The organism is Paraburkholderia phenazinium, from assembly GCF_900141745.1.
Classification (GTDB): domain Bacteria; phylum Pseudomonadota; class Gammaproteobacteria; order Burkholderiales; family Burkholderiaceae; genus Paraburkholderia; species Paraburkholderia phenazinium_B.
Map to the genome: position 1 here is coordinate 3853237 of NZ_FSRM01000001.1, position 21540 is coordinate 3874776.

16 protein-coding genes and 1 pseudogene are annotated in these 21540 nt (G+C 62.2%); 7 read left to right on the forward strand and 10 right to left on the reverse strand.

Going from position 1 to position 21540, the window contains the following annotated elements:
* Positions 1 to 7: 7 nt before the first annotated feature.
* Positions 8 to 1522, reverse strand: coding sequence for an ATPase domain-containing protein (locus tag BUS06_RS17270; RefSeq protein ID WP_074265370.1), 1515 nt, complete (start codon positions 1520 to 1522; stop codon positions 8 to 10).
* Between the two features lie 274 nt (positions 1523 to 1796).
* Here BUS06_RS17270 and BUS06_RS17275 point away from each other — a divergent pair, with 274 nt between their 5' ends.
* The 3 genes from BUS06_RS17275 (at position 1797) to BUS06_RS17285 (ending at position 5102) form a co-directional block, all read left to right on the forward strand.
* Positions 1797 to 2903, forward strand: a complete 1107-nt coding sequence (locus BUS06_RS17275; protein ID WP_074265371.1) for an OpgC domain-containing protein — start codon at positions 1797 to 1799, stop codon at positions 2901 to 2903.
* 71 nt (positions 2904 to 2974) lie between these two features.
* Positions 2975 to 4621: a tannase/feruloyl esterase family alpha/beta hydrolase gene (locus BUS06_RS17280; protein WP_143787616.1), complete on the forward strand. Its 1647-nt coding sequence runs from the start codon at positions 2975 to 2977 to the stop codon at positions 4619 to 4621.
* A gap of 136 nt (positions 4622 to 4757) precedes the next feature.
* Positions 4758 to 5102: a hypothetical protein gene (locus tag BUS06_RS17285; RefSeq protein WP_083611450.1), complete on the forward strand. Its 345-nt coding sequence runs from the start codon at positions 4758 to 4760 to the stop codon at positions 5100 to 5102.
* 95 nt (positions 5103 to 5197) lie between these two features.
* Here BUS06_RS17285 and BUS06_RS17290 read toward each other — a convergent pair whose 3' ends face one another.
* The 3 genes from BUS06_RS17290 to BUS06_RS17300 form a co-directional block, all read right to left on the reverse strand.
* On the reverse strand, positions 5198 to 6622 hold the full coding sequence (locus BUS06_RS17290; RefSeq protein WP_074265372.1) for a short-chain fatty acid transporter: 1425 nt from the start codon (positions 6620 to 6622) through the stop codon (positions 5198 to 5200).
* A gap of 305 nt (positions 6623 to 6927) precedes the next feature.
* Positions 6928 to 9243, reverse strand: a complete 2316-nt coding sequence (gene bamA / locus BUS06_RS17295; RefSeq protein ID WP_083611451.1) for an outer membrane protein assembly factor BamA — start codon at positions 9241 to 9243, stop codon at positions 6928 to 6930.
* 618 nt (positions 9244 to 9861) lie between these two features.
* A complete protein-coding gene (locus BUS06_RS17300) occupies positions 9862 to 11664 on the reverse strand; it encodes an EAL domain-containing protein (protein WP_074265373.1) in 1803 nt (600 codons plus the stop codon).
* Positions 11665 to 11786: 122 nt separating this feature from the next.
* On the opposite strand from BUS06_RS17300, the gene BUS06_RS37470 reads away from it, so the two are divergent.
* Both BUS06_RS37470 and BUS06_RS17305 read left to right on the forward strand, forming a co-directional pair.
* The gene (locus BUS06_RS37470; RefSeq protein WP_143787542.1) at positions 11787 to 12143 is read left to right on the forward strand and encodes a hypothetical protein; all 357 of its coding nucleotides are present in this window, start codon (positions 11787 to 11789) and stop codon (positions 12141 to 12143) included.
* Positions 12125 to 12589, forward strand: coding sequence for a VOC family protein (locus tag BUS06_RS17305; protein ID WP_074265374.1), 465 nt, complete (start codon positions 12125 to 12127; stop codon positions 12587 to 12589). Before BUS06_RS37470 ends, BUS06_RS17305 begins: the two co-directional genes overlap by 19 nt.
* A 52-nt stretch (positions 12590 to 12641) precedes the next feature.
* Here BUS06_RS17305 and trpS read toward each other — a convergent pair whose 3' ends face one another.
* The 6 genes and pseudogenes from trpS to BUS06_RS17335 form a co-directional block, all read right to left on the reverse strand.
* Entirely contained in the window at positions 12642 to 13676 is a 1035-nt protein-coding gene (gene trpS, locus BUS06_RS17310; RefSeq protein ID WP_074265375.1) for a tryptophan--tRNA ligase, read from the reverse strand.
* Between the two features lie 215 nt (positions 13677 to 13891).
* Positions 13892 to 14722: a transglutaminase-like domain-containing protein gene (locus BUS06_RS17315; protein ID WP_074265376.1), complete on the reverse strand. Its 831-nt coding sequence runs from the start codon at positions 14720 to 14722 to the stop codon at positions 13892 to 13894.
* A gap of 28 nt (positions 14723 to 14750) precedes the next feature.
* Positions 14751 to 15698 (reverse strand): transglutaminase family protein, encoded by a 948-nt coding sequence (locus tag BUS06_RS17320; RefSeq protein ID WP_083611452.1) that lies wholly within the window; start codon positions 15696 to 15698, stop codon positions 14751 to 14753.
* A gap of 392 nt (positions 15699 to 16090) precedes the next feature.
* Entirely contained in the window at positions 16091 to 17503 is a 1413-nt protein-coding gene (locus BUS06_RS38770) for an HdeD family acid-resistance protein (RefSeq protein WP_074265377.1), read from the reverse strand.
* A 164-nt stretch (positions 17504 to 17667) separates the two neighbouring features.
* Positions 17668 to 18794 (reverse strand): annotated as a pseudogene (locus BUS06_RS38775) (OpgC domain-containing protein).
* A 537-nt stretch (positions 18795 to 19331) separates the two neighbouring features.
* Positions 19332 to 20255 carry a recombination-associated protein RdgC gene (locus tag BUS06_RS17335; protein ID WP_074266154.1) on the reverse strand — a complete coding sequence of 308 codons (924 nt, stop codon included), beginning with the start codon at positions 20253 to 20255 and terminating at the stop codon, positions 19332 to 19334.
* Between the two features lie 384 nt (positions 20256 to 20639).
* On the opposite strand from BUS06_RS17335, the gene BUS06_RS37865 reads away from it, so the two are divergent.
* Positions 20640 to 20798 carry a hypothetical protein gene (locus BUS06_RS37865; RefSeq protein WP_167379393.1) on the forward strand — a complete coding sequence of 53 codons (159 nt, stop codon included), beginning with the start codon at positions 20640 to 20642 and terminating at the stop codon, positions 20796 to 20798.
* A gap of 136 nt (positions 20799 to 20934) precedes the next feature.
* Entirely contained in the window at positions 20935 to 21228 is a 294-nt protein-coding gene (locus tag BUS06_RS17340; RefSeq protein ID WP_074265378.1) for a hypothetical protein, read from the forward strand.
* The last annotated feature ends 312 nt before the right edge of the window (positions 21229 to 21540 follow it).

The window sequence follows — 21540 nt, forward strand, 5'->3', positions numbered from 1 at the left end:
GGATGGATTAGCCGGCACGAGCGATAACATTTTCCGTAGTGGACAACAAGGCAGTGCCGCCCTTGTAGGAAGGCAAGCCGGTCAGTACGCCGTCGAAGTCGCGCAGTGCCTCGCCTATCTCGACGCCGTCGGCGCCGAGGCGGAACTGGCGGATCGAGCGTTCGTGCGCGTTCGCACGGCTCTTGACCGCGGCGATCGCGGTCAACACCTCGCCACCGTGCTCGAAGTAGCGGAACAACACCACGACATCGCTCAGGTAACTGATGTCGATATCGTTCTGCACCTCGCCGATGATGCCGTGCTGACCCAGCACCAGCAGTGTGATGGCGCCCTTCTGGTTCAGATAACCGAGCAGCTCGTGCATCTGCAGCAGCAGATAGCGCTCGCCTGGCATGGCTTGCAGATAGGCATTGAGACTGTCGATCGCGACGTACTTCATGTTGCGGTTCTCGACAGCGTCGCGCACGTCCGCGGCAAATTCTCCTGGCGAGAGTTCCGCCGGATCGATCTGGCGCACGTGCAACAGTCCTGCATCGATATGCGGTTGCAGGTCCATGCCGAGATTCGAGCAGCGTAGCAACAGCGTGCTGAGCGTCTCGTCGAACAGGTAGTAGACACAACGCTCGCCGCGCTTGAGCGCCGCGATCAGGCACGACACCACCGTCGTGGTCTTGCCGACGCCCGACGGCCCGATCATGAGCGCGCTGGTGCCCGGAATCAGGCCACCGCCGAGCAGCGTGTTCAAGCGCTCGCTGCCGGTGCTGAGCGCATGCGAATCGAACTTCGCATGGTGCTCGGCCGCGACCAGACGCGGATAGACCTTGATGCCGCCGGTATCGAGCGAGAAGTCGTGATAGCCCTCGCGAAACTTGATGCCGCGCATCTTGGCGATCCGCAGACGGCGCCGGTTGCCGCCGTAGTCGTGCGCCATGCTGTCCAGACTGATCACGCCATGCGCGATGCTATGCAATTGCAGATCGCCAGGCTCCGCCGTGTTGTCGTCGAGCAGCAGCACCGTGCATTCGCGGGTCGCCAGATAGCGCTTCAACGCCAGAATCTGGCGCCGGTAGCGCAGCGGGTTCTGCGACAGCAGCCGCAATTCCGACAAACTGTCCAGCACGATACGCACGGGCTTGAGTTCATCCACCTGCTGGATGACGTCGCGCACGGTCTCGCCCAGCTCGACTTCAGCGGGTTGCAAGACGGTCTGTTCGTAGCGCGGATCGAGCCCCTCGTCGGAGAGCAGTTCGACGATCTTGAACTGGCTGACATCCCAGCCGTGGCTGGCCGCGACCGAGATCAGTTCCGACTTCGTCTCGGACAGCGTGATGTAGAGACCTCTCTGCCCCTCAGCGGTGCCTTTCAGTAAAAACTGCAACGCCAGGGTTGTTTTACCCGTGCCCGGCGCGCCCTCCACGAGGTACATCCGATGCGGCGTCAAGCCACCGCCGAGGATGTCGTCGATCCCTTCGATCCCTGAAGATAATCGCGCAGCGCGCTCGTTAGCCTTATTCTGCGTCATGGTTGTGACGTCATGATCTGACGTGATTATTGAACATGTGCCGCCCGGGCGAGCCTCAGCAAAGGCGCTCATTCCGCCGGCCGGCGCGACAAACCGAGCAAATTGCGGGCCAACCGCGCCGGCCAGCCCTGTAACCCCCGCTCCGAAAAGGCAAATTCAGTGTTGTGAATCCATTAGGCACGGCGCTGCCTGTGACCGGGAACGATCCTTCCTAAGGTGTTTCTTACAAGCGAGAACCCGGCTGTTCCAGCCGGCCTCTCACCCCAGGGAACTCATGGAATCAGGAAGCGGGCGCTCGATCGAAGTGGACTTCTTCCGCGGGATCGTGCTGATCGTCATCGTGCTGGATCACATTCCCGGCAGCGCGCTGTCGCATCTGATGCTGCACGCCTACGCGTTTTGCGACTCGGCCGAGGTGTTCGTGTTTCTTGGCGGCTATGCGTCGGCCGCGGCCTATACGGCGGTGCTGACACGTCGTGGTCCAGGGGCCGCGCAGATGCGCTTTGTCAAACGCTGCTGGGAGATTTACCGCGCATATCTGCTGACCGCCGTGTTGACGCTGCTGTCCGGCGCGCTGCTGGCGGTGTCTCACCTGAACCCGCCGATGGTCGCGCTGACCGGTTGGCCGCCGTTCGCCAGTCATCCTCTGCGCGAAGCGTTCGATATCCTCGTGTTGCGACGCCAGCCGTACCTATCGAGTGTCTTGCCGATGTACGTGATGTTCGCGTTGTGCGTGCCGCTCATCGTGCCGCTCGCGCGGCGTTCGGCTGTCACGGCATTGCTGCTGAGCGTGGCCGTGTGGGCCGCGGCGCGGCCGCTGGCGGCGTTCTTCAGTATTGACGACGTGATCGATTGGGCTTTCAATCCGTTTGCATGGCAACTGATGTTCGTACTCGGCATCGTGTGCCGCCTGCATCCGTTGAGCGAAGCCTTCCATGCGTCGAACACGGCGCGCTGGCTGGTACGTGCCGGCCTCGCCGCGGTGCTTGCCTTCGCCGTGGTCAAACTCTTCGTGCTGACGCAGCCACTGCCCGGCACGTATAAACAGAATCTCTCGGTGGATCGCGTGATCAACTTTCTCGCCATTCTGTGGCTGACTACCCGCCTGGTGCGCCTCGGCAGCATCGCGTGGATTGCGGAACGCTTGCCGGCCGTAGTACGTGTCGGGCGCACCGGTCTCGTCTGTTTCGTGACCGGCACGCTGGTGTCCCTGATCGTCGATACGGCTACGCCGCATGCCTTTCGCGGCCTCACCGGCGAGCTCGTAGCGCTCAGCGGCGACCTCGTTGCGATCACCGCGATGCTCGTCATCGCACGCGGCTGGAGCGGCTGGAAAGGTGATTCGTCGGGCCCCGCCGTGACCGGCGCAGGGTGCAGATGAGCGCGGTGGTGGCAAGGACCGTATGCGTCGCCAGAACCATCCGCGCCGCAATCGTCAAGGCGCCGTACGCGATGGCCGTGCTGCTCTGCGCGATGCTTCTTCTCTTCAAGCCCCTCGATGCCGCCGCCTTGTCGTCCAGAGGCGCACTCGCCGCACAATGCACAGCGCTCGCCGGCAGCACGCTGCCTGCCCAGGTGATCGCCTTACCCACCCGCGGCGCGCGGATCGACAGCGCCGTCATGATTCCCGCCACCGCCTCGGGCAACCAGAGCGGCGAATTCTGCCGGATCACCGGCAGCATCCTGGCCCTCGACGCAAACACGCCCGATATCCATTTCGACCTGAACTTGCCGGTCAACTGGAACGGCCGCGCACTGCAGATCGGCGGCGGCGGATATGACGGCGTGGTGGTGAGCGGCACCGGCGTGATGCCGTTCTCGCCGGATCATGCGCCGCTCGCGGAAGGCTATGCGACCTTCGGCGACGACTCCGGTCACACCGGCAATTCCGCGCTCGCCAACTTCGGCCTCGTCAACGAAGCTGTGATCAATTTCGGTTACGCGCATCTGAAGAAAACCCACGATGCCGTGCTTGAACTCATCAAGCGTGCGTACGGCCGGCCGCCCGAGAAGATGTACTTTGCGGGCGGCTCGACCGGCGGCCGCGAAGGCTACACGGTCATGCAGCGTTTTGCCGACGACTACGACGGCGTGATCGCCAATTCGCCCGCGCTGAATTTTTCCGGCGTGCGCCTGCTCGGTGTGGTGCTCGGGCACGCCGAGTACGGCACGCCGGGTGGCTACCTGCCGCCTGCGATGCTCGAGCGCATCTATCAACGCTCGCTGGAGATCTGCGACAAACTCGACGGCGCCGCCGACGGCATCGTCAGCGACGTGGAGGGATGCCGCCAGCACGAGCAGGAGATCATCGATTCGTTGCGCTGCCCGCCATCCACGCCGTCGATGCCCGTCGCGTCATCGGGCAACAACGACGCGTGTCTGACGGAAGCGCAGATCGCGACGCTGCGCGTGCTCACCGACGGCCTGTCCCTGCCCTACCCGCTCGCGTGGAACGCGAATCGCTATGCAGGCTACAACGTGTTCGAGGGCACGCGTTTCACCAGCGCACTCGGTCTTGGACATGACCCCGTGCGCCTGCCGCTGCCCACGTTTGTTGCCAACGGCTATATGTTCACCCAAGGCGACAGTTACGTGCGCTACTTCGTCACTCAGGATGCGAAGTTCAATTCGCTGAACTTCGATCCGCTGCATCCGGGGCGCTACCGGCAGCAGTTGTTCGCGCTTTCGGAAACGATCGGCGCGATGGACACCGACCTGTCGCGCTACATCGCGCACGGCGGCAAACTGATCACGCTGCAGGGCCTCGCGGACGAAGTCATCAGCCCGAACCAGACCATTGCGTACTACGAAGCGCTCAACAGGCGTTTTGGCAACGACAAGGTCGATGCGTTCATGCGCCTCTACATGGTGCCGGGTTATCAGCACGGCAATGGTGTGTTCATTCCGTCGGTCGACCTGCTCGGCGCACTCGACAATTGGGTCACGCACGGTGTGGCGCCGGAGACGCTGACGGCGACGGATATCGCCTTGGCCACTAACGGGCGCACACGTCCGATCTGCCGGTATCCGACCTTTCCGCGCTATGTCGGCAACGGCAATATCAATCGCGCAAGCAGCTTTGCCTGCGCCGAACCGTGAGCGGACCGGCGACAGGATTCCGTAGGTATCCTTACTCGCTTATCCTTAGCCGGTGTGCCTTGACTTCATTGAATTTGGGCGTACCGTTAACATTACCACCGCACGTTTGGCGAGCCGGGACTCGCAAGGAAAGACCATGGGCAACCGCTATGAGCGCTCACGCCTGTCGCGCTCGTTTACGTATAAAGGCATCCAGTACCATCCCGGCATGCTCATTGTTCTGGCCGCCCAGGTCGTCTGTCTCGCTGCCTTTTCCTTCGCCGCCAATCTGCTGAGTCAGGACAAGTGGCTAGGCATCACACTGGGCTTTAGCCTGCTGTTCGGACTGATTCTCTCGCTGGGTTTTTTCGGCACCTGGAGTCAGTTCCGCGACGATATCGACCTGTGGACGTTCCTCAACACCAATCCGGTCGAATCGGCTGTAGCGATCGCCACGGCAGGTGAAGTCATCGCCATTCTGATGGTGGCGCCGTCCATTTGAGTTTCGCTGGATCTCACCGGAATTTCACCGCGAGCCACGCGCACCGTTGTCGTGCATGCGCGTGGCGTCGGTGAGTCCGTCCGTCATTGCGACGCTTACGGAATCAGCCAGAGCGCAACACCGTAAATCACGAGCGACACCGCAAAGGTGACAGCCGTGTAGCCCATCACGCGCTGAATGCGAATCCCCGCAATCGCCACGACGGGGACTGCCCAGAACGGCTGCAGCATATTGGAGACGTTCTCGGCCATCGCCACGCCCATCGCGGTACGCGGTACGGATGCATGCAGGCTCAGCGCCGCCGGCAGCACGAACGGCCCCTGCACGGCCCAGTGGCCGCCCGCGCTCGGAATCAGCAGCGTAATGATCAGCGAACTCAGATAGCTCAGCACCGGCAGCGTCACCGGTGTGGCAATCGCGACGAAGGTCTTGGCAATCGTCGATGCGAGGCCCGTCCCCGTCATGATGCCCATGATGCCGCCGTACACCGGATACTGCAGCAGCATCGAACCGGTCTGCCGCGCGGCGCGGCGGATCGCATCGGCGTAGGCGATGGGAGTGCGCTGCAGCGCGAGCCCCACCAGCAGGAAGATCAGGATCGTCGTGTTGATGTCGAGCTCGAAGCCCTTCGCAGACCAGGTCATCGCCAGATAACCGATGCCCAGCACGAGCAGGATCAGCGTGCCCAGCATCGAGCGCTCGGCGCGGGCGGCGAGCGAAGTCGGCGACGCGCCACGCGCATGCGGATCGGCGTCCGCCTGGGCTTGCGCGCTGCCATTCGTCGCGGCGCCCGCTTCCGGCGCGGTTTCGCTAAAAGCGACCACGTGTTCAGGCTTCGGGTGCATCCGGATGAAGATCGCCGTCATGACCACCACCACCAGCACAGTCGGAATGAAGACGAACGGGGCGAACACAGTCTGGCTCAGCGGAATCACCTGTCCGGTGGCTTTCTCCACCAGGTTCAAGGCATTGCCATGCGAAGCCTGCGACAACGCGATCGAACTCGACAGCCCGCTGTTACAGACCGACCAGGCCGAATAGCTGCCCGCAACGAGCCACGCAAAGTCCACTTTCACGCGCTTCGCGATTTCGCGCGACAGCAACGCGCCGACGATCAGACCAAGCCCCCAGTTCAACCATGCGGCCACCGCGACGATCGGAAAGACGAGCAGCGCGGCGCGTGCTGGTGTGCTCACGCCGGCTGCCATCGCCCGCAGACCGCGTTGTACGAGCGGCGCCTCGGCGATGGCGTAACCCGTCGCCAGAATCAGGATCATCTGCAGCGCGAAGCCTAGAATGTTGAAGGTACCGCCATACCAGGACGTCAGGATCACGGGGACAGTGGCGTGCGGCGCAAAGGCGAACGCCAGCAGAATGACGACCACGGTCAGACCGATTGATAGGACGAACGGGTCCGGCATAACCTGCTCGAACACGTAGACGAGCCCGGCTACGATGCCGCGTCGGCGTTCGCTGGGATGGGGGTGTGGGTGGGTTGGTCCAGTTCCGTTGTTATCCATGATGTCTCTTCCTCTCGCCGCGTCTCGCCGGAGCGGCATCTCTCAAGAACCGAGCCTCGAACGAAGAACGCCGAGGGTCGGCAAATGCAGCATACGCGCACGACTGTGCGCTGTAATCGCGGCAAGAACCCTACCTGATTTTCATATTTGCTGCTCTGAGGACGGCAGCACGCGCCGCAGCGCTCGCGGCGGCGGCGTGTCGTACAGGCAGAAGGCCCGCAAGGTGCGCAGAGAGGTGCAGCGAGGGACAGTAAACGACTGAGGGCAGCCGCCGGCTGCCCTCGTTTTGCGACTTGATGCGAGACTTAGAACGCCGTCCCGATCTGGAACTGGAACTTCTGGTACTGGTCGCCGGAGTGCTTGACGAGCGGGAAGCCAAGGCTGAGCTTGAGTGGCCCGATCGGCGAGATCCACGCGAGACCCGCACCATACGCATAGCGCAGGCCATTCGCGCCGATACTGCTGCCTTCGTCGCCCCAGACGTTACCGCCGTCGAAGAACGTGAAGACGCGCAGCGTGCGGTCGTAGCCGGTGCCCGGCAGCGGGAACGTCAACTCGATGTTACCCACCAGCATCTTCGAACCGCCGATCGGATCGCCTGTGGTCGCATCGCGCGGACCCAGCGAGCTCGGCTCGTAGCCGCGCACCGAACCGATACCGCCGGCGTAGTAGTTCTTGAAAATCGGGAACGGCTTGCCATCGAGACCGTTACCGTAACCGCCCTGGAAGTTCAGGCCCAGCACGAAGCCGCGCGCGAACGAGTAGTAATACTGTGCCTGCAGGTCGGCCTTATAGTAAGGCGTACTGCCGATCGGCGAGCCCCATTCGGCGTTCGCCTGCGTGAAGTAACCGCGGCTCGGCACCAGTGCGCTGTCGCGATTGTCGCGCGACCAGCCGATCGTCAGCGGCACGTTGTTCGACACGCGGCCGAAGTCGTTCACGTAGTCGATATAGCTTTGCGGCGTGGTGGCGTCGACGTCGAGACGGTTCTGTTCGAAGCCGAGACCGAAGTACACCATGTCCGATTCGGAGAACGGAATGCCGAACTTCATATCCGCGCCTGCGGTGATGATGCGGAAGCTCGTGTCGGTCGTGTTCGAGTAGTACAGCGGCTCGCTGGTACGGTAGTAGACGTCGGTAATACGCTTGATGCCGTCCACCGTGAAGTACGGGTCGACCTGGGTGACCGTCAGCGTACGGAACGTCGTTGCGGTATTCACGTTCACCGCGAGACTGGTGCCCGAACCGAACACGTTGTCCTGCGACACGCCTGCCGAAATGATCGGGCCTTCGCCGGAACCGTAGCCGAGACCGAGAGTAACGGAGCCAGTCGGCTTTTCCGTGACCTTCACGTCGACGTCCACCTGGTCCGCCGTGCCTTCGACCGGTATCGTCGTCACGTCGACATCGGTGAAGTAGCCGAGACGGTTGATCCGGTCTTTCGACAGCGCCAGACGGCTCGAATCGAACCACGAGCTTTCGAGCTGGCGCATTTCGCGGCGCACGACTTCGTCGCGCGTGCGGGTGTTGCCGATAATGTTGATGCGGCGCACGTAGACGCGGCGGCTCGGATCCACCTGCAGCGTCAGGTCGACGGTATGGTGCAGCTGGTCGATCTGCGGCTGCGCATTCACCGTGGCGAACGCGTAACCGTATTCACCGAGCTTGTCGACCACGGCCTTCGTGGCAGCCTTCAGCTTGGCAGCCGAGAAACGGTCGCCCGCCTTGATCTTGACCAGCTTCGAAAGCTCCGCCTCGCGGTCCAGCAGATTGCCGGCCAGATGGATGCCCGAAATCGTGTACGGCTCGCCCTCATGCAGGGTGAGCGTGAGGTACATGTCCTTCTTGTCCGGCGACAGCGAGACCTGAGTCGAGTCAATGTTGAACTCGAGGTAGCCGCGATCCAGATAGTACGAGCGGATGTTCTCGAGGTCGGTGGTCAGCTTGTCTTTCGAGTACAGGTCGTTCTTCGTGTACCACGAGAACCAGTTAGGCGTGGACTGCTGCATTTCATCGCGCAGCGTGCCGTCGCTGAACACCTTGTTACCGATGAAGTTGACCTGGCGGATCTTCGCGCTCGGACCTTCGATCACCGAGAACAGCAGACCGACGCGGTCGCGGTCGATCGGCGTGACCGTGGTCGTGACTTCGGCTGCGTAGTAGCCGTGCGTCAGGTACTGGCGTTTCAGTTCCTGCTGGGCGCGGTCGACGAGCGACTTGTCGTAATAGCGACCCAGCGACAAACCGACCGAGTTCAGCGCCTTGTTCAGGTTGTCCTTGTCGAATTCGTGCAGGCCCGAGAAATCGATGGTGCCGATTGCCGGACGTTCCTGCACCTGCACGACGACGACGTTACCTTCGGTCGAAATCTTGACGTCGTTGAAGAAGCCCGTCGCGTACAGCGCACGGATGGCCTGCGAGGCCTTGTCGTCAGTGAAAGTGTCGCCCTGCTTGATGGGCAGGTACGCGAAGACGGTATTCGGTTCGACGCGTTGCAAGCCTTCGAGCCGGATGTCGCGAACCACAAAAGAGTCGGTGGCAAAGGCCGAGGCTGCTGTGACGCTCAGGCCGATAAATGTCAGCGCCCTGGCGCTGCGGGCCGATAGTGTTTGAACCTTCATGCAGGATAAGCGACAAGATTTCAATGCAACATGGGAACCGCCGCCGCTTGTTTTTCCAATCTCTGGCCCACGGCGCGGATGGGTGATGTCTCTTGGGTCTACCGCAGTCTGATGCCGGAGGTATCACCTTCGCACGGCATCGCACACTTCACGCTCTGTTTCTCGTGCCGAGCAGGTCAGGAGTATAGAACGGTTTTGTGGCTGCGGGACTTACTTCGATTACATGCGGACTACTTCCAACTTATTACAGATTCATACATTCCCTGCGGTCATACTTACGCTCTGCCGCCAATTTTCGAGAAGTTGCATACCATAACACGAAAAATATGCGACGCAACATCTGCCAGGTGGTAGCCCCCGACCGAACGGTTCTTAACGCAAGGATTCGCCCTGAAGGAGAGGATTACCCAACATGAGCGAATGTTTCGGACCGCAAATTTTGCCAGAAGACGCCGCCGGAGAACACCCCCAGCAGAAGGCAAAACGTAATATTCAGGCAGCCCCGATCGTAAACCAATTTGCGCGCCATTTTGGCACAAGGCTGTCGATTGATTCGAAAAATTTCTCGAACCGGCCGTCCGATGGTTGCGAGAAAAAGACGAAACCGCGTGCCAAAACTCATGCCCCCAGCGGCGCAAGCAGGTTGCGCAGTGCCGACAGACTGAGAGGACGCGCGAACCAGTACCCCTGCACCTCGTCGCAACCCAGTTCGCGCAGGCGCTCGGCCTGCTCCTCGGTCTCCACGCCTTCCGCCGTGACGCGGAGCTTTAACGCGTGGGCCATCGCGATGATGGCGCCGACGAGCGCCGCGCATTGCGGGTCGCTCATCATCCGGATGACGAACGAGCGGTCCACCTTGAGCCGGTTCAGGGGAAAGCGCGTCAGATAGGCCAGACTCGAATAGCCCGTACCGAAATCGTCCACCGCCACTTCGACGCCGAGCTTGCGCAGCGCATGCAGCGTGCGCAACGCTTCCTCGGTGTCGCCGAGCAGGACGCCTTCGGTGATTTCCACTTCGAGGTAGGACGGATCGAGCGCCGCGTCGTGCAGCGCGCTTTCGATGGTCGCCAGCAGATTCTGCCGCTGGAACTGCTGGGGCGACACATTCACTGCCACCCGCGGCAGGCCGCCGGTGAGCCGCAACAGCTTGCCAGCATCGCGGCAGGCGGTCCGAATCACCCATTCGCCGATCCGTTCGATCAGACCCGCCTCCTCCGCGACCGGGATGAACTCGACCGGGCTGATCGGGCCGCGTTGCGGATGATTCCAGCGCAACAGGGTCTCGACCTGGGCGATGCGCCCGGTCGCGAGCGTGATCTGCGGCTGGTAGACCAGATGCAGTTGCTGCCGGTCAAGCGCATCGCGCAGCATGGTTTCGAGTTCGAAGCGGCGCGCGGCCTGTCCGTCGAGCGCCGCTGAAAAGCGCCGCATCACGTTGCCGCCCGCGCCGCTCGCCGCGGACAACGCGACGTTGGCGCGCCGCATCAGCGTCGGCACATCGTCGCCGTGTTCCGCGCTGTGTTCCGGATACGCCGCGCAGCCGATGCTTGCCGTCACCGTGATCGTCGTGCCCGAGCAGTCGATCGGCTCGGCAACGCGTGCCAGCGCTGCAGCGGCCAGGGCGTCGACCGCCGCGCCCGTCTCGTTGACCAGTAGCGCGAATTGCGTGCCGCTGACCGAGGCAATCGTGCCCTCGTTGGCAATCAGGCCGCGCAGGCGCTCGCCGACAATTTGCAGTACGAGCTCAGCCGCGTAGGAGCCAAGCGCATCGCGCAGCTTGCGCAGGGAGTTCAGTTCGACGAGCAGCACGGTAAAGCCCGTGCCGTCGCGGCGGCAACGCGCCAGCGTCAGATCGAGCCGCTCGGTGAAGAGGGTCTGGTTCGGCAGGCGCGTCACGCCGTCATGGTGCGAGACGTACCAGAGGCGGGCTTCGGACTGGGCGTAGCGCGTCATCTCGACGGCCATGCCTACGTAGCTTGCGCAATCGTCCTTCGCGCGGCTATCGAAGGCAAGCGGTTCGTCCGCGGATTGGAGCCGTTGTGGCACCGCTTCGCCGGCCGGCAAGGGCGACACGGCCAGCATGACCGACATCCGCGTGTTGTTGCGGCGGATGTAGGTCCATTCGCTTTCGTAGCGGGTCGGGGCCATCAACGAACCCGGCGACACGGAACCCGGCGTGCCCACGCCCCAGTTCCCAACGCCCGGCAATTCGCCGCGGCGCCGCGCGAGTTCCGCCGGGTCGTGCAACGAATCGAAACTGCGGCGCCCGATCAGCTCCTCCGCCCGATACCCGGTCAGTTGCTCGAAGGCGGCGTTGACGTAGCGGAAGGTGCCGTCCGCCGTGTAGATGAACGCGCCGTAGGGTGCGGCGTCGAGTGCGCTGCTCTGCACAGGCGCAGCGGCTTTGCGATCGTGGTGCATAGCCGCCCCTTCAGCACGTAGGCCTGTCCGAGCCAGGCCAGGCGTGCACACCTGGGACAAAACTCGGATGTAAGCGCCCGTTCATAGCTCTTCCGCCCTCTCTCTCAATATTTATTTGAATCATGACACCTGCGACCGGAAGGCAGGCTCAGTTCAGCCTCCAGGCGGCCGGCGGCCGCGAGTATTCATTTGTCACGGCTTGCGGCACGTGGCGTCACTCGAAATTCACCTTCGATGATTCGCAACATGATGCTCTGCACAAATCTCATCATAACGGCTTCTGTTTAGCCATCCGCATTTACGCCGTTACAACACAACACAACACAACGCACACCGGTGCGCAAAATTTCCCGGCGACCGTGTCGATTGTCCGTCTGTTCGCTCGTCGTGTTGATGAAGCCCTGCTGAAAACGGCTGGGCCTTCTGACTCGTCAACCCGCCCATTCGAGGAGCGACCACCATGTCTGCAGCCGCTGTGAAACCGATTCCGGAAGGAATGCATTCGCTCACCCCGCATCTGATTTGCGCCGGCGCCGCCGACGCGATCAGGTTTTACACGGAGGCCTTCGGCGCTGTCGAGCAGTTCCGCTTGCCTGGTCCGGAAGGCAAATTGATGCACGCATGCGTGAAGATCGGCGACTCGATGCTCATGCTGGTCGATGAAATGGCCGGCTGCTCGATGCTCGGACCGAAGTCGCTGAAAGGCTCGCCGGTCGCGATTCACCTGTACGTCACGAACGTCGACGCCACCGTCGAGCAAGCGGCCGCGGCCGGCGCCCGTGTCACGATGCCGCCCACCGATATGTTCTGGGGCGACCGCTTCGCCCAGCTCGAAGATCCGTTCGGGCACCGCTGGTCGGTGGCGACGCACACGCGCGATGTGTCGATGGAAGAAATGCAGGAAGCCGTCCGCGCGATGCAGTAGTTTTCAACGCGCTATTTAAAGCGCGATTTAAAGTGCTGTTTGACGCGCTTTTTTAACGCACCACCGCATCGAACGAAAACGTGCCGAGCGCCGCGCGCACTTCATCCAGCGTGGCCTGGGTCACGTCTTTCGCTCGCTGCGTGCCTTCGCGCAGCATATCGAACACGTGGCCCGGATCGCGCGCGAGCTGTTCGCGCCGCTCCCGAATCGGTGCGATCAAAGCCTGCAGCTGCTCCTCGAGACGGCGCTTGACCACCATGTCGCCGAGGCCGCCCGCGCGATACTCGGCCTTCAGGCGCTCGACGGTAGCGCGATCCTCGTCGAAGGCGTCGAGATACGTGAAGACCACGTTGCCCTCCACGGTGCCGGGATCGGAGGCGCGCAGGTGATTCGGATCGGTGTACATGCTTTTGACCGAATCGCGGATCGCGTCGGCTGAGGATGAAAGCGGAATCGAGTTGCCCTGCGACTTGCTCATCTTCGCCTTGCCGTCGACGCCGGGCAGGCGGCCCATGGCCGGAATCAACGCTTCTGCTTCGGGCAGCACGTCCCTGCCGACCTGACGGTTGATACGGCGCACGATCTCGTTGGTCTGTTCGATCAGCGGCGCCTGGTCTTCGCCGACTGGCACGACATGCGCCTTGAAACCGGTGATGTCGGCAGCCTGAGCGACCGGATAGCAAAGAAAGCCCGCCGGAATATCGCGGCCGAAACCGCGCGCCTGAATCTCCTCCTTGATGGTCGGGTTGCGCTCGAGGCGCGCGACGGTCACGAAGTTCAGATACAGCAGGGTCAACTCGGCGAGCGCGGGGAGAGCCGACTGCACGGCGATCGTGGTCTTGCGAGGATCGATGCCGACCGCCAGATAGTCGAGCGCGACTTCCAGCACGTTGCGGCGCACCTTGTCGGGATCGTGCGCGTTATCGGTCATGGCTTGCGTGTCCGCGAGCAGCACGAATTGCTGATGCGTCTCCTGCAACGCAAGACGGGTTTTCAGCGAGCCGACATAGTGGCCAAGATGGAGCGCACCGGTGGGACGGTCGCCAGTGAGGACGGTACGGCGCGGGGAGGCGGTGCTGTCTTGCATAAACGGGCTCTCTTGAAACGCCGCCGCAGGACAGGCTAACCGGGGATACAGCACCATGTCAGCCAGACTGCGGCGGCCATGGTCGTAGTAAAGACGTGACGATGCCGCTCCTTCAGGAGCGCCACCAGGCGTGAAGCAGGGAAAGGTTCATTGGCTGCATGGCGTAAGGATGCCATAGGTACGCGCGCCTTGACAACGGACGTACCCGGGCGCCCTCAAGCCGAAGGCGCAACCGCCGTCTCCGATTCCGGCGCGCAATGCACATTGAAGCTGACCAGCTTGGTCGGCCCAAACGTATTGCTCAATGCCACGTCCGCTGCATCGCGCCCGTGCGCCATCAACACCCTGCCCGTGCGTTGCACGTTATTGCGCGGATCGAAGGTCTGCCAGGTACCGCCCAGATAAGCCTCGAACCATGCAGCAAAGTCCATTGCGGAATACGGCGGCGGCACCCCGATGTCGCTGATATAGCCCGTGCAATAACGCGCCGGAATATTCATCGCGCGACACAGCGCGACACCCAGATGCGCGAAGTCGCGGCACACGCCGGTCCGCTCATTCCATGCCTGCCAGGCGGTTTTCGTCGGCCGCGCGTGATGGTAGCCAAACACGATATGACGATGCACGTAATCGCAGATCGCCTGCACACGCGGACGGCCGAGTGGCGTCTTGCCGAACAGACGCCACGCGAGATCGCTCAGCAGATCGGTTTCGCAATAGCGGCTGCCAAGCAGATACACCAGCGTCTCACTGGGCAGCTCTTCGACCGGATGCTGATAGCCGTTCGGCTCGATCGTTTCCGGCTCGGCGGAAATCTCGAGCACGGCCGTGGTCGACAGTGCAATCTGTCCCGCCGGCGCGACGATGCGGCTGCACAGATTGCCGAAGCCGTCGCGATACTGCGTGATCGGAACCGGTGGATCGACCTTCAGCACATCGGCGCTCAAGACATCCTGCACACGCGAGTAGTGGGTGTTCAACATCAGCAGCATCGGAGTGGCTTGCTCACACTCGTAGACCAGTTCGTAACCAACGCGCAATTTCATCGCCCCATCCTCGCCTCAAATAAAACCGTCAGACATCTTCAGTCACGCACACGTCGACCTGCAGGCCACGGAATGAATGCGCTGCGCCGTGCCAGGTGCCCCACAACGGGAGCGCCTGATAGTAGTTCCAGGCTACCGCCACGCGAATCAGATGGCGATTGCCGATGATGCTGTTGGTCGGATCGAAATCGACCCAGCCCGCGCCCGGCAGGTAAATCTGCAACCACGCATGCGTTGCGCCGCCGCCCAATGTCGTATCGAATTCCGGTACGAAGATGTAGCCGCTCACAAAGCGCGCGGCGAGCCCCAGCGAGCGCACCGCGTCCATCATCAGCACCGCAAAGTCGCGGCAACTGCCGCTGCGGTGGCGCAACGTATCGGCGGGACGGTACACGCCCTTTTCCGCACGCCGTACGTAGCGAAAACCGCTCTTGATCTCCTGCGTCATGGCCCGCAGCATCGTCATCGTGGAGGTGGGTCCACGTTTGGCCAGAAAGCGGCGGGCCCAGACATTCACTTCGTCGTCCGGATATTGCCGGCTGCGCGCATTCACGAGATCCGACGCTTCCTCATTCGTGTACGCAAAGGGCCACGTAGCAGCGTACGGTTCAAGCGCGTAATCGGGAAGCGGCGACTCGTAGTGTTCGAGCGTGACCTGGCTATCGAATTGCAGCTCGGACGCCTCGCCGGAAAAATTGGCGATCGCCACAGAATTGTCGAATACATCGTGAAGCCAGTGCAGTCGCGAGGGCGTCGGGGTGATGACAAGCTCGGTGGCGACGACGCGCACATCGTGACCCGAGCGTGGCCGGAACATCATCCGGTGTTCGCCGAAGCGCACCGGTTCGGCGTAACGGTAGACGCTCACGTGCCGCACGCTAAGACGTTGCGGCTCGGTCGTCTTGCCGACCTCCTTTATCAACTCGGTAGTCACATGACCGCCCTTGAAAACCTGCTGCTGCAGGATCGGCAGCATTTGCCACCGGCGTTATGTAGCCGCGTCTAACGTTCAGGGTGGTGCACTGATTGCGCAGAAAACATCCTCCGGCCCAGCATACACCTGCCAGATTAGTTGAAAGCATTCATTTGGATGCGATTGGCCGAATCAGCTTGTGCACAGGCGCGGAGCGTCTACCTGGCAGACTTGACAGCGTCGGTGAATGGCGCCGCCAATGCGGCTCGCATCGTTATGGGTCGGCGTGTCCCGTGTGGAAGACCCAGGAGTTATCAACAGAAAACGTTTATAAATCTGTTGATAACTCGCCAGGGAAATCGGTAAGTCTTTGATGTGTTTCGACTTTACCGGGTAACACTGAATCCGGTCAGAATGCCTGCGCTGTCAGGGCGTGTTTGCGCCCCGCTGGACGGCTACACACCCCGTCCTGCGGTGTCTGTACGCTCGCCCTCGTGCACGCTCGACGCCGCTCTCTGCTCCTGCGCCCATTGCCGCCGCGAGCGGTACATCTTGCCCAACGCGAGACGCGCCATCTTGACCCAGCCAGACGGCCGCGGGTCAGCCAGCATACTGAGGGCACGCGCGTAGTCGAGCGTGAGACCGGGGGTCCATGCCATCGTCGCGGCCCGTTTGCGCACCTGCGCAGCGACCCACAATTCGGGCGTGCTGATCACCCTCAGAAACGGCTTCCACCCGTCATGCCGTCCCCAGACACGCGCGGACGCTCCTTCGATCGCCGCTTCCAGAGCGCGCGAAACCGTGCTGGAGCAATTGCGATAAGTGAGGTTGTAGGTCGTATCCTGCCGGTAGGTTTCCCAGAAGCGCCGCAGCCGCTCAGGATCGTAGTTGCGGATGCGCACCTGGGTGGTCGATTCGCACCATGCCTTCGATTCAGTCCCGTAGTCCGGCTGGAACAGACCCGGTACGTCGTTCTCGCGGGTGGCGCGCAAGAGCCGCGAGAACTCGTCCGGCGAGCGGTCGATCTCCACGCCAGGATAGAGGCTGATATAGATCCCTTCGGGCGACTCGAGCGCCGCGTGGCCGGTCGAGATGACGCCGTTGCGGTCCACCGCGGCGATGTAGCGGTCGATGATCGGTTGGCGACGCGCCTCGCCCTTCGATGACCCCACCGGCGTCCACACATGCACGGTCAGCGCGGGTTCATCTGCGGCCGGGGGCCCGTCCCATTCCACCACCGCCGGGGCCGCCTGCTGCGACGCGGCGGTCGCGCTGGCGGCTTGCGCAGCGTCATCGGCTGCGACGGCAGGATTCGTCGACAGCCGCCGCACGCGCGAGGCCAGCAAGATCATGTTCCAGCCGCCGAACATCAGCCCAAGGCCGAGGCAGTACGGCACGGTGCCCACGTAGTGCGTCGGGAACGGCTGATAGAAGAAAACGGCGAGCGCGATTTCGATCGCCCCACCTGTCAATGCCAGCCGCCAGGTTCGATAACGCACGACGCGTGCGGAGATGATCTGCAACAGGCCATCGGTCAGAAACAGCGTGCCGAAGATCATCGACAGGATGAAATTACCGTGGTGATGGCCGGCGAGAATCAGAAGCGCGGCGACGCAAAACGTAATGCCCTTCACGTAACGCAGCGTGCGCTGGCCGCCCATGCCGGTCCATGCGACCGCGAGCGTGGCGAGACCCTCGAGCAGGAACAGGCAGGCGAACGGCGTGATCGGGAAGTAGAGCGCACTGTCGAGCGCATCGATGAAGACCGCGATGCCGACTGCGACGCTGATCCAGCCTGCCGTCGTCAGAGCGCGCCAACGGGTGCGCAGATAATCGACCCCTAGCAGGATCATCACCAGCCGAACCATCGTCAGTCTCCGCGTGCCAGCGTCGTGATCGAGCGTTGTCACGCGGGAAGCTGCGCGGCAACGTGCCTTTCAGCGTTATATATCACGCTTGCGGCATGCCGCAATGGGATTGCGCCGGAGTACGAAGAAGTTGCGGGTGGCCTGCCCGCTTGTGAGAGGCCAGGTTAGCCGTCGCGCCGGCCCGCCTGGACCGGCACTGCCCTGCCGCGGATCGGCGTGGGACGCGCGCGCAACGCCTTCCATTTTTTCGCCGCGGCCGCAAGCAGTAGCAGCACACCGATCGCGACCACATCGCCCGCGAGTCCGTTCAGCCAGGCGGGGCCACGCGCCATCCGCACGGCCGTATCCACGACGATCGAGACCACCGTGCCGCCGACAAAACACACGAGCCCCTGCTTGCCCACCGTGACGACCGCCGGCAGCCGCTCGGCGATCCGGCGTATCACCTGCATGCGGACCGCCTGCGCCATCAGCCATGCAATGACGACAAAGCTCACCACGCGCACTGCGGCGAGATTCTGCTTCATGTAACCGGGCGTGGCCTGGGTCTCGAGGCACAGCTTGACGAACGCAAAGGTCAGCGCGACGGCAAGTGCCGCATAGGTCAGCCAGCGCCCCGCCTTCGAAACCTGAAATTCATTCGACACCGGATGCAGACGGCACAGTATTCCGAGCATGAACATCAGTTGCCATGCAAACGGATTGAACGCCCATCCCCCGGATCACTGCTTGGCAAAGCGCGCGCCAGCCATGTGGACGCGAGCCACACCGCGAGACTCATGCCCAGCGCCACAGCGGGCCGGCGATTCGCCAACGGCACCGAGAGTGGCACACACAGTGCAAACAGCGTGTACATCGGCAAGACCGAAGACAGGAACGGCTGGTGACGTAAGGTGACGACACCGAGCAACGTGCCGACCGGGTGATGCAGCACATCGCTCCATCCCGTCTCCTGCACCACTGGCGAATCGATGCGCCACAACATGAGCGCGGCGCCCGCCAGCAGCATCAGCGCCGCCGTGAATAGATAAGCGCGATAAATCTCCCACGCCCGCACGACAAAGCGCCGCTGCGCAGCGTGTTCGCTACGGTACGTGGCGACGTTCGTATAAGCGGCCGCTGACGCATAGCCGCCAAGAAACACGAAGACTTCGGCCGCATCGCAGTACGCATAGTTGTGCAGCATGACACGTGAGAGAACGCTGCCCTGAATATGATCGAGAGCGATGACGATCAAAACGACTCCGCGCAGGAAGTCGATTTCGAGCGATCGCCGGACGGGCGAATTCATCAACGACAACTCCGTTTTCGGTTCGGTCGCAATCCGCAAGACTTGCCGGCGCGAACGGGTGAGAGACTGGCCGTTACTGCGGATACCATCGGGTACGACTCAACGCTATGCCACGCACTCCCGTAATTCAATTACGCCTTCCCACGGCGATTTTTCTGTGCGTTACGCTGCGGATGCCGTTAGCGTCAAAAGGCCGTCAAAAGCCGCATCGTCCCAGTGCGACATGAGGGTGTCTGGGCAGTTCCCCTGGAGATTGCGTCGGGATATTTCATGCAGTCTGCATGCGGACGTGGCGATGCATCGCGCGACACGGGCGCGATGCATCGTCAGATTTCGGGAGGGCCTGGAGACAGGCTAGAACAGCCTGTCTATCGAAGTGTGTGAGGCAGACAGAGCGAATTGGCGGCGCAGAAGAAATTCTGTATTTCCCGCTACGCCGCTGCGCGAGTGACACCTGGTTACAAAATAAAATCGGCGAAATTCACGAGACTTTCGCCCGGCTTGCGCAGTACTTTCATCTTGCAGAACATGCCGGTTTCAAGCCGCTGCGGCCTGCAAGATGGCATCACCCTGCTCGCCGCCCAACACTTCGACGATGTCGGCAAACATGCGCGCGAGTTCGCCTGTCATCAGCGTCATATCCGAGTCGAATTGCTCGTCGTCATTCTGCGCGGTCGGGTCGCTTGCGTCCTTGATCACGTCGAGCGGCGTGATGCGCTTGATGGTCAGCGACGGTGTGAGGACAAATGAAACGCGGTCGTCCCATGTCATGGCAAGACGCATGCATTGCTTGCCCGCTTCGATATGACGACGCATGTCCTCGACATCCAGCGCATGCCCAACGTAGCGCACGGTTGCATTGCCTTGCGCGGCGGACCGCAACTCCGTGTCCTGATCGAGCGTGAAACCGGCCGGCGCATCGCCGGACAACAGCCATTCCGTCATCGCCGCCACCGGCGACTGTGCAACACGCACGCTCGAGAGCGGCAGCTGATCGATTGACTTGACCAGCAGGCCGAGCACATCGTCGGCGACAGCTTGCGAAGCGGCGTCGATCACGAGCCAGCCGTGCACCGTGTCGATCCAGACGCGCGTATCGCGTCGGATGCTGAACGCCCGCGGCAGGAGTTCATCCGTGACCTGCTCCTTCAGTTCGCGCATCTGCTTGCGGCCGAGCTTGAAGCCCTGCTGCTCTTCGACTTCAAGCGCGCGAGCCTTGGTCACCTGGTTGACCACCGACGCGGGAAGCAATTTCTTTTCGGTGCGAAACACCAGCAGCATTTGCCGATTGATCGAGTAGACGAGCGAGTCGTTATCGCGCGGCGAGGCCCATCCCTGCGTTTGCATTTCGACGCTACTGCCCGGCTGGAACGCATGCGGCGCGAGCCACTTTTCCATCTGCTCGGGATTGACGGACCACGGAACGGGAAGGCGATGAAGCTGAAGGTTTTTGAACCACATGGGCGTACAGGCAAAGCGCACCATTCTATACGACACTGCTCCAGTGAGGGACCACAATGCGTGTGCAAACGATGCATGGGATGCCGGGGTAAAGATTTCAGATTCACATTGATTCGGATAACTATGTACTTTCCAGTTGCAGAACATCGAGGCTCTGGTCAGGCGATAGATTTGCTGGAATTCCATCTCCACCTCGTCAAGGACGGCTGCGTCGTCGAAAACTAATGTCTGAAGCGCTACCTCCTGGCGCAGTTCAGACGACAGATCAGACACCTGGGCGCTGTCGAACAGTAAAAAGTCCTGCAACGCCGGGCCACGGTCCCTTCGGTTTTCGCCCAAATAACCTAGACTTTTAAGATGCAGTGGAACTGGATGGAGGCTGCCATGGCGGAATCGATGGTCAGCATCGTAGTGGGACTGGTTGTCATCATCACGGGGATCGTGATCCTGAGTTCGCATCACCGGCGCGAGTTGCACAAAACGCGTCCGCCGACGCGGCTCGACGGCCAGCGGCTCTGGGACCGGATGCGGCACCGGCACTGACCCCGGTCGCCGCCATCCCAAACGACGCGGCAGCGGCCGCGCCCCAGCAGCGGCCGGCGTGGCGGCTTTCAAGCCGCCAATCGCAACCGCACGCGCCGACATGCTCCCTGCGCGCGCGGCCAGAACGGAGGCAACCATGTCTGAAGAAATCCACGGCTGGCAAATGCTCGAATACGAGGGCTTCGAAATCCACCTGTCACCGCGCCCCAAACAGTCCGGCGAGAGCCGCTTTACCTACATGGGCTACGTTTGCCATCCTGGCGCGGATCCGGCCATCCCCGGTCATGTAGTGCCGTTCCATGCGGACGGCGAAGAGTGGTTCGCCAGCATGGAGGAAGCGCGCTACGAGGCCGTGCATACGGGACGCAGCATCGTCGACGGGACGCATCCGGACCTGTCGGTACTGTCGTTGGTGACGGGCGGCGTCTAGCGCGCCGGGCCACAAGCACGGCAAAGATTCCCCGCGCCGTAAGAAATCGAAATGAATAGCGATCAGGCCCTCGGGAACCCACCAACCACCGCATCATGCGCGACCACGCCGCCATGCTCAGAAAGCCCCGGCATGCGCAGCCGATCTGCTGTGATGGCCGGGAACTCGCGCCAGCCTTGGCTCTGCGCCGGTTGGGGCCGGCCATTCGAAGTGTTTCCGGCCCGATCGGGACCATTTCGCACCCTGCGAACGCCTCCATGCATATTCCGCCGCGAGGCCGTACGCCCCCGGCCACAAGGCGCAGTCGAGTTC

Coding starts and splice junctions, on each gene's coding strand:
- BUS06_RS17270 (WP_074265370.1), bottom strand. CDS start 1,522: ATGACGCAGAATAAGGCTAACGAGCGCGCTGCGCGATTATCTTCAGGG.
- BUS06_RS17275 (WP_074265371.1), top strand. CDS start 1,797: ATGGAATCAGGAAGCGGGCGCTCGATCGAAGTGGACTTCTTCCGCGGG.
- BUS06_RS17280 (WP_143787616.1), top strand. CDS start 2,975: ATGGCCGTGCTGCTCTGCGCGATGCTTCTTCTCTTCAAGCCCCTCGAT.
- BUS06_RS17285 (WP_083611450.1), top strand. CDS start 4,758: ATGGGCAACCGCTATGAGCGCTCACGCCTGTCGCGCTCGTTTACGTAT.
- BUS06_RS17290 (WP_074265372.1), bottom strand. CDS start 6,622: ATGGATAACAACGGAACTGGACCAACCCACCCACACCCCCATCCCAGC.
- bamA (WP_083611451.1), bottom strand. CDS start 9,243: ATGAAGGTTCAAACACTATCGGCCCGCAGCGCCAGGGCGCTGACATTT.
- BUS06_RS17300 (WP_074265373.1), bottom strand. CDS start 11,664: ATGCACCACGATCGCAAAGCCGCTGCGCCTGTGCAGAGCAGCGCACTC.
- BUS06_RS37470 (WP_143787542.1), top strand. CDS start 11,787: ATGACACCTGCGACCGGAAGGCAGGCTCAGTTCAGCCTCCAGGCGGCC.
- BUS06_RS17305 (WP_074265374.1), top strand. CDS start 12,125: ATGTCTGCAGCCGCTGTGAAACCGATTCCGGAAGGAATGCATTCGCTC.
- trpS (WP_074265375.1), bottom strand. CDS start 13,676: ATGCAAGACAGCACCGCCTCCCCGCGCCGTACCGTCCTCACTGGCGAC.
- BUS06_RS17315 (WP_074265376.1), bottom strand. CDS start 14,722: ATGAAATTGCGCGTTGGTTACGAACTGGTCTACGAGTGTGAGCAAGCC.
- BUS06_RS17320 (WP_083611452.1), bottom strand. CDS start 15,698: ATGCTGCCGATCCTGCAGCAGCAGGTTTTCAAGGGCGGTCATGTGACT.
- BUS06_RS38770 (WP_074265377.1), bottom strand. CDS start 17,503: ATGGTTCGGCTGGTGATGATCCTGCTAGGGGTCGATTATCTGCGCACC.
- BUS06_RS17335 (WP_074266154.1), bottom strand. CDS start 20,255: ATGTGGTTCAAAAACCTTCAGCTTCATCGCCTTCCCGTTCCGTGGTCC.
- BUS06_RS37865 (WP_167379393.1), top strand. CDS start 20,640: ATGGCGGAATCGATGGTCAGCATCGTAGTGGGACTGGTTGTCATCATC.
- BUS06_RS17340 (WP_074265378.1), top strand. CDS start 20,935: ATGTCTGAAGAAATCCACGGCTGGCAAATGCTCGAATACGAGGGCTTC.